The following is a 12,982-nucleotide window of genomic DNA, read 5'->3' on the forward strand; positions in this document are numbered from 1 at the left end:
AAGATTACTACTTGAAAACTAGCTTCTTATTTACGATTGTTAGACTCTTTCGTATGAGTGTTATATAAACAAAAAAGAGGCGCGAAGCCTCTTATTTGTGATTATTTTCTTAATCCTAATTCTTTAACAATGGCACGATATCTCATGATATCCTTTTTAGTTAAGTAATCTAGTAAAGCACGACGCTTACCTACTAACTTTACCAAAGAACGCTCGGTATTGAAATCTTTACGATTGTTTTTTAAGTGTTCTGTTAAGTGATTAATTCTGTGCGTAAATAACGCAATTTGACCTTCTGCAGAACCTGTATCGTTTTTTCCGTTACCGTACTTTGAGAAAATCTCTTCTTTTACTTCTTTAGTTAAATACATGCTAATATTTTTGTAAATGATTGTTATGTATATGAAAGGTTTTCTTTCAAGCGGCAAATATAGTAATTTTTAACCATTTACAAGTTTTCCTAAAAAATAATTATTTCCCCAAAAAAATAATTTTCATTAAACCTTTGCGTTATTATAGCGTCTTAACATTATATTAACTATAAAAAAGTAATGATGAAAACATTAAAAGTAACAAAGGTGGTTTTAGCTCTTGTGGTTTTAGGGCTGACATTTACCGCGTGCACCGAGAATGATTCTACGGACCCAGTGCCGCAGGAACAGGATGTGTCTGAAGTGATGCAAGCCGCTGAAATGGATGAAGCTTCAGCAGCACTTGAAGATTTTATTATTGAAACTTACGAAAATCAGGAAGCTGATGAATCTCGTGAGATGGCACTTGCATCCAGCAGAATGCCCGATTGTGTAACTCGAACGTTAGTAATGCAACAAAATTTCAGAGAACTGACTATTGACTTTGCCGAAACTGGCTGTATGATTCGTGGGCATTTATACAGAGGTCAGATTGTGATTACTTGGGAACGTGACCCTCAAGCCCATCAAGTAAGTTTAGATTACGTCTTGAATGACTTTTATTTTGATGCAAAAAATGTTTTGGGAAGTAATTCAATATTACGAGAATTATCAAACTCAAATGGAAACCCACAGTTCACACATACTGTTGATATCACAGTTATTTGGCCAAATGGAGCAGAGGCATCTCGCGATGGGCAAATAGTAAGGGAATGGATTGAAGGATTTGGTAGCGGCGTATTTTCAGATAATGTTTTTGAGGTTACCGGTTACTGGAATGCTACTTTTAGAAATGGTAACAGTCATGCTTATGAAGTGATTCTGCCATTACGCAGAGAGGTTACTTGCTATCATTTTGTGGGTGGTTCACTAGATGTTGAAAGAACCTTTTTTGGCGGTGTATTAGATTATGGAGATGGTGCTTGTGATAATCAAGCCACTTTTACCTTTAATAATGGCGAAACGATCGATATTATTTTGAGATAACAGGATAAAAATTTATCATAAAAAAAAGCGACCATTTGGTCGCTTTTTTTTATTCTCTTAAGGGTTGATTCGTTATTAAATCAATATAAAGGTTTACTTTCTTTTTCAGGTCTTTTCTATGAGATATGAAATCTAAAAATCCATGCTCCAATAGGAATTCAGATGTTTGGAAACCTTCAGGTAGTTCTTGTCCCGTTGTATCTCTAACGACTCTTGGGCCTGCAAAACCAATTAAGGCACCAGGTTCAGCAATATTGATGTCTCCTAACATGGCAAATGATGCCGTAGTACCTCCTGTAGTTGGGTCAGTACACAGCGAAATATATGGAATGCCTGCGTCTGCCAATTGCGCTAATTTAACCGATGTTTTAGCCAATTGCATTAATGATAAAGCGGCTTCCATCATACGAGCTCCTCCAGACTTGGAGATAATCATGAAAGGTATTTTTTTCTTCAACGCGTAATCAGCAGCTCGGGCAATTTTTTCACCTACCACACTTCCCATGGATCCGCCAATAAAACTGAAATCCATACATGCCACAACCAAATCTTTTCCTTTAGATTTTCCAACAGCCGTTCTTACTGCATCTTTAAGTTTGGTCTTTTCTTGAGCAGATTTTAGTCGATCAGGATATTTTTTAGTATCCTCAAACTTTAGAGGGTCTTTAGATTCTAATTTGATATCTAATTCCTTAAATTTATTATCATCAAATAGGATGCTGAAGTATTCATTACTGCCTATGCGGACATGGTATCCATCTTCTGGGCTTACAAAGTAGTTTTGCTCCAATTCTTTGGCGTCAACTATTTTGCCAGTCGGTGATTTGTACCACAGTCCTTTGGGTGTGTCTTTCTTTTCTTCTGTGGACGTTTGAATCCCCTTTTCTTTTCTTTTAAACCAAGACATACAATGCTTATTTTAAAGTTAGTTAGCGTGCAAAGTTATAAAGTATTTACATTATTAAGGTCTTCAAAAGCCTTTTTTAACCTTTCAACAAACGTGTTTTCACCTTTACGAAGCCAAACACGCGGGTCATAATACTTTTTATTGGGAACATCATCACCTTCTGGATTTCCAATCTGCGATTGTAAATAAGCTTCATGTTCTTTCATATAATCACGTACACCACTCATAAAAGCATATTGCATATCCGTATCAATATTCATTTTAATAACACCATAACCAATGGCTTCACGAATTTCCTCAACAGAAGAACCTGAACCTCCATGAAATACAAAATCTATGTGATTATGACCAACATTAAATTTTTTACTGACGTATTCTTGAGAGTTTTTAAGGATTTTTGGGGTGAGCTTTACATTACCTGGTTTATAAACCCCATGTACATTACCAAATGCTGCGGCAATGGTAAACTGGTCACTAATTTTACTTAATTCTTCATAAGCATAGGCAACTTCTTCAGGTTGAGTGTAGAGTTTGGAATCATCTACATCTGTATTGTCAACACCATCTTCTTCGCCACCAGTTATTCCTAACTCAATCTCTAAAGTCATTCCCATCTTGCTCATTCTTGATAGGTATTGCTTACAGATTTCAATATTTTCTTCAAGAGGTTCCTCACTCAAATCAATCATGTGCGAACTGTATAGTGGTTTTCCAGTTTCCGCATAATGTTTTTCACTGGCATCCAAAAGGCCATCAATCCAAGGCAACAGTTTTTTGGCGCAATGGTCCGTGTGTAAAATTACTGGGACACCATAAGCTTCTGCTAAAAGATGCACGTGTTTGGCACCTGCAATGGAACCCGCAATGGCCGCTTTTTGATTGTCATTGCTTAATCCCTTTCCAGCATTAAAAACGCCACCGCCATTCGAAAACTGAATAATTACAGGAGCATTAAGATCTCTAGCTGTTTCTAATACTCCATTGATACTGTTTGATCCAACTACGTTAACGGCAGGCAGAGCAAAACCCTTTTCTTTGGCCAGTTTAAAGATAGCTTGAACTTCTTTCCCAGTAGCTACTCCTGGTTTTATATTATGAGACATATTTTTAAAAATTTAGATTAACAAAAATAATAAAATTAAACAGCTTAAAAAGGGTAATTGATACCAATGTTATAAACAGCACTCTTGAAATTATAATCATTAAGCCATCTGTTTGAATTTTGATAAGAAGGATCATAGGTTTTGAAACCTGTGTCAAATCTAAAGACAACAAAGCCAAAATCGTACCTTAAACCAAAGCCGGTTCCAAGAGCAATATCTTCTAATGAGCTAAAGTTATCAAAGGTCGCATTCTCATCTTCAACATTGTCCAAAACATTCCAGATGTTTCCAGCATCAGCAAATAAAGCGCCATAGAAATCCTCAAAAATATTGAAACGATATTCCAGGTTTAATGCAATTTTTAAATTAGCCTCATTGAACTCATCATTACTGTCTGAACTACCTGGCCCTAAACTATAAGCTGTCCAAGCTCTGTTATCATTTGTTCCTCCTGCAAAGAAACTTTTAGAAAATGGAATACTGTTTGAGTTTCCATAAGGAATTGCTATGCCAAAGAATGTTCTGAGGGCCAATACCTTTTTCTTACCAAAATCCCAGTGTTTAATAAAATCTAATTCAGGTTTTATATATTGGGAGTAAGCCACATTAAAAATTTCATGGTTGCCATTTGCGTTTTTTTCTAATGCAAAAACATTGGAAGCTAAAGACAAAATGTTTCCAGCAGTTTCGAGTTTCACCCTGAAAATTGAAAAGTTTTCATCAAACAGACTTGTTCTATTATCGCGAACATAATTGAAACTGGATGATATTATCAGGTTGTTTTCAGTCAGTCTGATTTGTCTCTCATCGATATAATTAATGGTTTGAATATCATCTTGGCTCAATCCAGGTGGTGGATTATCACTTAAAACGTCTCCTATAAATTCATTGGCCTGATCCGGGATTCCCAATTCGGCATCTTGATCAATATAGCCAATATCTTGAGCAATATCGTTAAGGGTGTTAAATGAAGTACTGTAAACATTGAAATAGTTGTCTGGATTCAGGTTTCTGACATATTGTAAACTCAAGAGATCGAACCTATTTGTAACCTTTTCGTTTGGTTGCCATTTATAATTAATGGTCCCTGTAAACGTACGTTTGTCTAATCCAATATTGGTTTGGTTTGAAGTTGATAAAATAATCCTTGTGGAAGGCGACATACTTTTTGGAATAATCCTTTCGGTTTTTATAGGAAAAAATATTCGTGGAATAGTCAATTTCAAATCGCCACCCCATTCTTGTATGTCAAAAAATCGGTCTTCATCATTAGCGGCGTCTTTTGATGCACCAATACTTCCAAATGCCGTAAGTTCTAAAGTTTCGGCACCTCTAAATACATTTCGCATTAGAACAGACGGGTTAAAGGAAAGACCAATTTGCTGGATATTACTTTGCGATACTTCAGTTCCAAAGTTTAGATTAAACTTTTTAAGCGGTGTTAAATACACATTGGCAGTGAGAGTAGTATCTGGATTTTCAACATATTCAATATTGGGATATTTGAATGTTCGTAGTTCAGTAATATACCTGTAAGTCAAAGTTCTGTCCCTATCTCTAAAAACCTCTCCAGGCTTCATAAAAACAGCATTTGTGAGGGTTTTAGGTTTAAAGCGAAGTTTGTCATTGCTATATAAATCATAGCCTTCATAACTAACGGAATCTTTTATGGATTTATTTCTATTTCGATAGGAATAGTCTGTAAAAATATTAACGTTTTTAATTTTGTAAATATTAAAGGGCACACGCTTTGAGGAATCTTCAGTTTTAATTAAGCGATCTTGAATTTGGAGGTCAACTTTTACTTTTTTATCAGTATCAATGGTGTCCATTTCAAAATACACGTAGTCTTCCCTAAAATGATAGACACCATGATTTCTGAAATAGGTTGTTAGTCGGTCTTTTTCCTGTTCGAAAGTGACTGTTTTGTACTGTTCGTTGAGTTTTATATGTGATTTGTCTTTTGAATCTGCGTATAGTGAATCAATCACCGGTGAACTGATTTTGGTTGATAATGAGTCAACGATGTAGGGATCTCCTGTTTTGACAAAATAATCAACCGATGCTTTTTTGTTCTCTCCTGTTGTTATGTTGGAGCTTGCAGTGGCGTTGAACCAACCGTTGTGAAAATAGTAAGCTTCTAATCTATTTAGAGAGCGTTCTATTTTTTTCTTATCGACAATGGCTGGAGCTTCTCCAGTTTTTTTAAGCCAATTATTAAAACCAATACGCGCCTCTACATATTTGTCCAATTGTTTTCTAGACAGGAACCGTTCAAGACGTGCTCTTTTTTTTGGTTTTTTATCAATATTCGATTCAACAATAGAATCAATATTGGGTCTGGCCAAGTTATAGATATGTAATCTAATGGGAACACCTAAAAGCTTCCTGTTTACTTTTTGATAAAGTAGATTATTAATGGTTTCGGTTTTGTTAACTTTGTCATTGACATAAATAGTATTATTAGTCAACAAATAGTCTTCATCGGCAACTCGCTTAACCGAACTACATGATGCAAGAAGCAATAACATGATAATATTTAGTACTATTTTTGGAGCGCCTTTTTTCAAGTGCAATTAAATTATAAATATGGTCTATTAATAAATATTATGTATTATTCCGTTTTTATTGCTATGCATGCTGAATATAAGATTCAAAAGTACATTTTTTATGTGACAAATAGTATCTAATAATTCAATGGGTACAGCAAGATTAAAATTTAGGAATGGCTGCCGTCCAGCCCTTAAAATACTATAAAGAACGATGCTTTCAAAAAATCAGATAAAATTAATAACCAGCCTAAAGCATAAAAAGTTTAGACAGGAACAACAACTTTTTGTAGTTGAGGGTATCAAAACTATCCAGGAGTTTTTGAACTCTAAATATGAGTTGGAGCAACTGTTCACAACCAGATCATTCAATATTAATGCCAAACTGGAAACCATCATTTCAGAATCTGATTTAAAACGAATTAGCTTTCTCAAGTCACCCAACCAAGCCTTGGCTATTTTTAAAATACCTGTTAGTCGGCAGATAGACAAAAACCAGTTATTGGTTGTGTTGGATTCGGTTAGGGATCCGGGTAATTTAGGGACCATTATCAGGTTGTGTGATTGGTTTGGGGTTACCGATTTGGTTTGTAGTGAAACAACTGTCGATTGTTACAATCCAAAAGTGGTTCAGGCAACCATGGGATCATTAACAAGAGTCAATATTACCTATACAGGCTTGGTTAGTTTTTTGAGTGATTTGAACTTGCCAACGTATGGAGCCTTTATGGAAGGAGAAAACATCTATCAGACTAAACTGCCTAAAAAGGGGGTCTTAATCTTGGGTAATGAAGCTAACGGAATTTCTGAAAATTTAGAGGAAAAAATCACCCACAAGATTAGTATTCCACGATTTGGAAACCTACAAAAAACCGAAAGCTTAAATGTTGCTACTGCTACGGCAATTTTGTTAAGTGAGTTTAAGAGACAATAACTATTTTACTGAAACGTAAAATTTATAAAAACACCTCTGGTTTTCATAGTGGTAATATTACTTGTCCAAGGGCTATTAGGGTCTACATCGCGAACCAATTCATCATTGATGGCAAAAACGCCTCTAATGGAAGGTGTAAACTTGAAATAGTGTAAGTAAAAATCAATGCCAAAGCCTACTTCATAAAAAAACATGCTTCTTTTGGTTCTAAATTGCCCGGCACTATTGTCATCTGGGTTTTTTTCATTACTGGATAGGTTCAATGCTGTAGAGATACCGCCAACTATAAAAGGTTTGAAGTTGTTCAACCGTTTTGTAGAAAATTTCAGTAACAAAGGTACATGTATGTAGGTGGATTTTACTTCACGTTCTAAATCCGACTCGGTGAAATCTTCATAATCTTCAAAATAACTTTCGTCGTATTCTAAATTTCGTGTCGAGATATAAAGTCCAGGTTCCAGCCTTAAGTCAATATATTCATGAATTCTCATGTTTCCAATTAAACCAACATTAAAACCGGTACTCTTTTTAACAAGAATATCAGCTCTATCTTGTTCGTAATCAAAATTGAAATCATAACTATTGAAACCAAGAAAATAGCCATAGCTCAAAAACTTCTTATCTTCATTATCCAAATTTCGTAATTTTTCTTTGGTAAAAAGTTGAGCCGAAACCGTTTGAAAGGTTAATATAAATATAAGTAGAACAAATATATTCTTCATAGTTTTATTTAGATGACGTGTAAATGGTTGCCACACCAAACGTTTGGGGCAAATCATTAACATTTATAAACCCAATTTTACGTAAAATATTGTTTAAAGCCTCACCAAAAGGAAAAACGGATGCAGATTCACACAAATATTTGTAAGCACTTTTGTCTTTGGAGAATATTTTACCTATGACCGGCAAAACATTTTTTGTGTAAAAGTTATAGCCTTGTTTATAAGGTGTTTTTGTGGGCATTGAAGTCTCTAAAATAACGAATATACCTCCAGGCTTTAAAACGCGATATATCTCAGCAAGGCCCTTTTCAAGAGTTTCAAAGTTGCGAACGCCAAAGGCAACTGTTATGGCATCAAAATAATTGTCTTCAAACGGCATATTTTCTGAATCTCCCAACACCATTTCTATGGTTTTTTCTAAACCTTTTTTCAAGACTTTCTGTTTGCCAATCTCCAGCATTCCACTACTGATGTCCAATCCCACTATTCTTTCAGCCTGGGTTTCTGCTAAATTAATAGCCAAATCGCCTGTTCCAGTAGCAATATCCAGAACAGTTTGCGGGTTAGAAGCTTTTACAATCGCAACGACCTTTTTTCTCCAAGATACATCAATACCAAATGAAATGACACGATTTAGACCGTCGTAATTTTCAGAAATGTTATCGAACATTTGGGTTACCTGTTCCTTTTTACCCAGGTCACTGTCTTTATATGGTTTTACTTTTGACAAATTCTGAATTTTTTTAGGCAAATATAAACTATTAGCAAAGGATTAAGCAACTAGTTAGTAATTTATTATAAAGCCCTAAATAATATGGCAATAGTAATTTTTACTTTATATTTGTATAGCTTTTTAGTAAAACTACACATGAAACCGAAACTAATTAAATTATTGTAATGCCATGCGAGATTATGGCGTATTTAGTTATTTGAGGTTACATCTAACCTTAATATAAACAATAAAAGTTAGTAGATGAAAATAATTATTGCTGGTGCTGGTGAAGTGGGATTTCATTTAGCAAAATTATTGTCTTACGAATCACAAGAAATAACCCTTATAGATACTAACAAAGATAGTTTGCTTTATGCAGATAATCATTTGGATATCAAAGTTATAAAAGGAGACGCTACCTCTATATCCATTTTAAAGGATGCGCGGGTAGAATCTAGCGACTTGGTTATAGCCGTTACGTCATCAGAAACCACCAATATTACGGTTTGCGTTTTGGCAAAACAATTGGGAGCAAAACGGACCATTGCTAGAATTTCCAATACCGAATTCATTAATCATAAAGATGAGGTCGGTTTTACCAAATTTGGAATTGATGAGTTGATTTCTCCTGAAGCATTGGCAGCATCTGAAATTAGATTATTACTAGATCAATCTGCTTTTAGTGATACCTACGCTTTTGAAGGTGGTGCGTTAACTATGGTGGGATTTGATTTGTCCAGAACAATGGCTTTTGCTGGTAAAACTGTTAAGGAAGCGGCTCAAATATTTCCCGAGATACATTTTGTGCCTATTGCCATTCAACGTTTTGGAACGCAGTTTACGATTATTCCAAGAGGCGATACACAATTAAAAGAAGGTGACCATGTTGTTTTTATTACTTCGGAGGGTGGTGCAGAGGAACTCTGCAGAATTACAGGGAAAGCCAATACCGATATCAAAAATGTCATGATTCTAGGTGGAAGCAAAATCGGTTATAAAACGGCTCGCGATTTAGCTAATAGTAAATTCAATGTCAAGTTAATTGAAAAAGATAAGACACGTGCATTTGACATAGCCGATGAATTACCCAATGTATTGGTTATCAATGGAGATGGAAGAAATGTTGATTTACTGGAAGAGGAAAATATAGCAGATATGGATGCCTTTATTGCTGTTACTGGCAATAGTGAAATTAATATCATGTCGAGTTTAGTCGCAAAATCTAAAAATGTCAACAAAACCATTTCATTGGTAGAGAACATGGACTATTTTGAGTTATCACAATCCATCGGAATAGATACGCTTATCAATAAAAAGCTGTTGGCTGCCAATAATATTTTTAGATATGTTAGACGAGGTGATGTGGTTGCCATGACCAAGCTTAACAACATGAATGCCGAACTTTTGGAATTCAAAGTGAAATCAACTTCAAAAATTTGCAATAAACTCATCAAGGATGCTGGTTTTCCAAGATCAGCTATTATAGGAGGCGTTATACGAGATAATATTGGCTATATAGCCTTGGGCGATTTTATGATTCAGGAAGGCGATAAAGTGGTTATTTGTGGTCTCCCGCGTTCTATTGAAGAGGTTGAAAGACTGTTCTTGTAAAATATGAAACTCAACAACAAAATTATTTTTCATTTTTTAGGACTACTATTGTTGTTCAATGGAGGATTTATGCTGTTATCGGCACTGATTAGCCTTATTTATCAAGACGGTGTCACGCTTAAAATTCTTCTCGCTGGAATCGTCACCATCATTGCAGGAGCCATTGTGATGTTTAGAACCAAAGATCACAAAAAAGAGATGAACAAGCGGGAAGGTTATATTGTGGTTACCTTTGGTTGGATAATCATGACCTTATCAGGAACGCTGCCCTATATCTTTACCAACTCGATTCCCGAATTTACGAATGCCTTTTTTGAAACCATGTCGGGTTATACGACTACTGGTGCCTCCATACTCAATGACATTGAAGCAGTTCCAAAGGGTGTTCTTTTTTGGAGAAGTACCACTCATTGGATAGGTGGTATGGGGATAATTGTTTTGGCTATTGCCATTTTACCATTATTGGGCATAGGTGGTATGCAGTTATTTGCTGCTGAAGCACCAGGTCCTAATGCCGACAAATTGCATCCCAGAATAACAGATACAGCGAAGCGATTATGGTTGATTTATTTTGGCTATACCGTTGCTGAAACCTTATTGTTAAAATTGGCAGGGATGACATTTTTTGATGCGATTAATCATGCTATGTGTACCTTGTCAACAGGAGGTTTTTCTACGAAAAATGCTAGTATTGCTTATTGGAATCACCAACCTATCATTCAGTACATTATTATTGTTTTCATGTTCTTAGCAGGAACCAATTTTGTTTTAAGTTATTTCGCATTCAAAGGTAAAATTCAAAAGGTTATAAAGGATGAAGAGTTTAAGCTCTATTTCATTTTTGTATCCATATTCACGGTGATTGCAGCTTTGATTATTTATTTCAAAGCAGATCCTTCAATTTCTTCTGTAGCACATCCAATGGTTTGGGGAGAAGGTGAGAGTGCTTTTAGACATGCCCTTTTTCAAGTACTGGCTATAATTACTACCACAGGTTTTGTCAGTGCAGATTATACGTTATGGTCTCCATTTTTGGTAGTATTCTTTTTTGGTTTGATGTTTTTGGGTGGTTCAGCAGGAAGTACTTCTGGAGGTGTTAAAGTTGTCCGTCATCTCATTATGATTAAAAATGGATTCATGGAGTTTAAAAGATCGTTACATCCCAATGCGGTCATACCAGTTCGCTACAACACTAAAGCGGTAACAGGAGATATTGTTTTTAATGTTCTAGCATTCTTTATTCTATATATGCTTTCCTTTATTGTGGGAGCTTTGGTTTTCTCCATGTTTGGAATTAATTTCGAATCTTCAGTTGGTTTGGCAGCTTCCAGTTTGGGTAATGTTGGACCTGCTCTCGGAGATTTTGGGCCAGTGAATAATTATGCGGCATTACCTGCTACTGGGAAATGGTGGAGTGCTTTTTTAATGCTTATTGGCCGATTGGAATTATTCACGGTCTTAATACTACTAACCCCGTTTTTCTGGCGTAACCGATAGAAAACCAGAAATTTGTAATCTCTTTTTGTAACATTTTAATTGGTTGCTCGTCTATCTTATATAACCAATTAAAAATATTAAAAATGGAATTATTAGTTACTACCCAAGATTTGGACCCGTTTCCTAAACAAAGTTTATCCGTTCACAATAAGCCAATGGGTTTATTAACTTCAAATTATAAGTCTGTGGTAAACTCAAACTACAGAGATTTAGACAAGCAATCAATTTTTGGAAAGCGTCAAGCTATTAAAAGCTGCTTTTATAATTCTAATTGTGTTGCGGAAGTCACCTTAAAGGTATCATTGTTCTTGATTGTCCTTTTGGCTTTGTTCTCCTAAAACAGGGACATATTAACTGACGGCCTCTTTAATGCGTTTTATAGCTTCAACGATTTGCTCTTGGCTGGCCGCATAAGAAATTCGGATACAATCTGGATTCCCAAAGGCATCACCTGTTACTGTAGCTACCAAAGCCTCTTCCAATAAGTAAAGTGAGAAATCGTTAGCATTGTTAATAGTTTTTCCCCTTAAGGTTTTTCCAAAGAAAGCTGAAATATTAGGAAATACATAAAAAGCACCTTCAGGTGTATTGTTTATAAAACCAGGTACATCTTCTAAAAGTTTTAGAACCAAATCACGTCGTGTTTTAAATTCGCTAATCATATAATCCACTCGTGAAGGGGATTCGTTTAGTGCGGTTATTACAGCACGTTGCGCAATACAGTTAGCGCCACTGGTAACTTGTCCTTGCATTTTATTGCAAGCTCTGGCAATCACTTCTGGAGCACCAATGTAACCAATGCGCCATCCAGTCATGGCAAAAGCTTTTGATACACCATTTACGGTTATGGTTCTATCGTACATGTCTTCAAATTGAGCCATGCTCGCATGTCCATTTTCTGTGAAGTTTATATGCTCATAAATTTCATCAGAAACAACATAAATATGAGGATGTTTTTGAAGAACATCGGCCAAAGCACGTAATTCCTCCTGACTGTATAATGAGCCACTTGGATTGCAAGGCGAACTATACCAGATCATTTTTGTTTTGGGTGTAATGGCTGCTTCCAACTGTTCGGCGGTCATTTTAAAATCACTGGCAATACTGGTCTGGACTTCAACGGGAACACCTTCGGCAAGTTTCACAATATCCGAGTAACTAACCCAATAAGGGCATGGGAGTATCACTTCGTCTCCCGGATTAAGCATCACTTGAGCTATATTGTATAAAGCTTGCTTGGCGCCTGTTGAAACGACTATTTGTGGTAATGAGTAATCAAGATTGTTATCACGCTTAAATTTGGTAATAATAGCTTCTTTAAGCTCTACATATCCATCTACTGGCGAGTAGGCATTATAGTCTTCATTAATGGCTTTTATAGCAGCTTCTTTTATGTAATCAGGTGTATTAAAATCGGGTTCACCCAAACTTAAACCAATAATGTCTTTGCCTTCAGCTCTTAATTCTCGAGCCTTTGCTGCCATAGCTAATGTGGCAGAAGTAGACATATTCAAAACTCTTTCTGAAAGTATCCCCATTAATATTGATAT

At 35.7% G+C, this 12,982-nt stretch carries 12 protein-coding genes; 5 read left to right on the plus strand and 7 right to left on the minus strand.

The window, feature by feature from the left end:
- Nucleotides 1–101: 101 nt before the first annotated feature.
- Entirely contained in the window at nucleotides 102–371 is a 270-nt protein-coding gene (rpsO, locus tag ACKXGU_RS11100; protein WP_103051107.1) for a 30S ribosomal protein S15, read from the minus strand.
- Nucleotides 372–551: 180 nt separating this feature from the next.
- Here rpsO and ACKXGU_RS11105 point away from each other — a divergent pair, with 180 nt between their 5' ends.
- Complete coding sequence (locus tag ACKXGU_RS11105) at nucleotides 552–1,397, plus strand: hypothetical protein (protein ID WP_463465380.1); 846 nt, start codon at nucleotides 552–554, stop codon at nucleotides 1,395–1,397.
- 49 nt (nucleotides 1,398–1,446) lie between these two features.
- Here the strand turns inward: ACKXGU_RS11105 and accD are convergent, their stop codons facing one another.
- Genes accD through tamL form a run of 3 tightly spaced genes read right to left on the minus strand, consistent with a single transcriptional unit; the run spans nucleotide 1,447 to nucleotide 5,938 of the window.
- A complete protein-coding gene (gene accD / locus ACKXGU_RS11110; protein WP_463465381.1) occupies nucleotides 1,447–2,304 on the minus strand; it encodes an acetyl-CoA carboxylase, carboxyltransferase subunit beta in 858 nt (285 codons plus the stop codon).
- A 35-nt stretch (nucleotides 2,305–2,339) separates the two neighbouring features.
- Nucleotides 2,340–3,407 carry a class II fructose-bisphosphate aldolase gene (gene fbaA, locus ACKXGU_RS11115; RefSeq protein WP_463465382.1) on the minus strand — a complete coding sequence of 356 codons (1,068 nt, stop codon included), beginning with the start codon at nucleotides 3,405–3,407 and terminating at the stop codon, nucleotides 2,340–2,342.
- A 44-nt stretch (nucleotides 3,408–3,451) separates the two neighbouring features.
- On the minus strand, nucleotides 3,452–5,938 hold the full coding sequence (gene tamL, locus ACKXGU_RS11120; protein ID WP_463465383.1) for a translocation and assembly module lipoprotein TamL: 2,487 nt from the start codon (nucleotides 5,936–5,938) through the stop codon (nucleotides 3,452–3,454).
- Nucleotides 5,939–6,170: 232 nt separating this feature from the next.
- On the opposite strand from tamL, the gene ACKXGU_RS11125 reads away from it, so the two are divergent.
- The gene (locus ACKXGU_RS11125; RefSeq protein ID WP_463465384.1) at nucleotides 6,171–6,890 is read left to right on the plus strand and encodes a TrmH family RNA methyltransferase; all 720 of its coding nucleotides are present in this window, start codon (nucleotides 6,171–6,173) and stop codon (nucleotides 6,888–6,890) included.
- A 5-nt stretch (nucleotides 6,891–6,895) separates the two neighbouring features.
- On the opposite strand, the gene porT is transcribed toward ACKXGU_RS11125, so the two are convergent.
- A complete protein-coding gene (gene porT, locus ACKXGU_RS11130; RefSeq protein ID WP_463465385.1) occupies nucleotides 6,896–7,612 on the minus strand; it encodes a type IX secretion/gliding motility protein PorT/SprT in 717 nt (238 codons plus the stop codon).
- Nucleotides 7,613–7,616: 4 nt separating this feature from the next.
- Entirely contained in the window at nucleotides 7,617–8,342 is a 726-nt protein-coding gene (gene ubiE, locus ACKXGU_RS11135; protein WP_463465386.1) for a bifunctional demethylmenaquinone methyltransferase/2-methoxy-6-polyprenyl-1,4-benzoquinol methylase UbiE, read from the minus strand.
- A gap of 243 nt (nucleotides 8,343–8,585) precedes the next feature.
- Between ubiE and trkA the strand changes: the two genes are divergently transcribed.
- The 3 genes from trkA to ACKXGU_RS11150 all read left to right on the plus strand — a co-directional run bounded on the left by trkA (nucleotide 8,586) and on the right by ACKXGU_RS11150 (nucleotide 11,770).
- Nucleotides 8,586–9,935: a Trk system potassium transporter TrkA gene (gene trkA / locus ACKXGU_RS11140; RefSeq protein WP_103051114.1), complete on the plus strand. Its 1,350-nt coding sequence runs from the start codon at nucleotides 8,586–8,588 to the stop codon at nucleotides 9,933–9,935.
- Nucleotides 9,936–9,938: 3 nt separating this feature from the next.
- The gene (locus ACKXGU_RS11145) at nucleotides 9,939–11,432 is read left to right on the plus strand and encodes a TrkH family potassium uptake protein (RefSeq protein WP_463465387.1); all 1,494 of its coding nucleotides are present in this window, start codon (nucleotides 9,939–9,941) and stop codon (nucleotides 11,430–11,432) included.
- An 83-nt stretch (nucleotides 11,433–11,515) separates the two neighbouring features.
- Nucleotides 11,516–11,770, plus strand: a complete 255-nt coding sequence (locus tag ACKXGU_RS11150) for a hypothetical protein (protein ID WP_463465388.1) — start codon at nucleotides 11,516–11,518, stop codon at nucleotides 11,768–11,770.
- 12 nt (nucleotides 11,771–11,782) lie between these two features.
- Here the strand turns inward: ACKXGU_RS11150 and ACKXGU_RS11155 are convergent, their stop codons facing one another.
- Entirely contained in the window at nucleotides 11,783–12,970 is a 1,188-nt protein-coding gene (locus tag ACKXGU_RS11155; protein ID WP_463465389.1) for a pyridoxal phosphate-dependent aminotransferase, read from the minus strand.
- Between the last annotated feature and the right edge of the window lie 12 nt (nucleotides 12,971–12,982).

Source organism: Hanstruepera sp. CR43 (assembly GCF_055227665.1).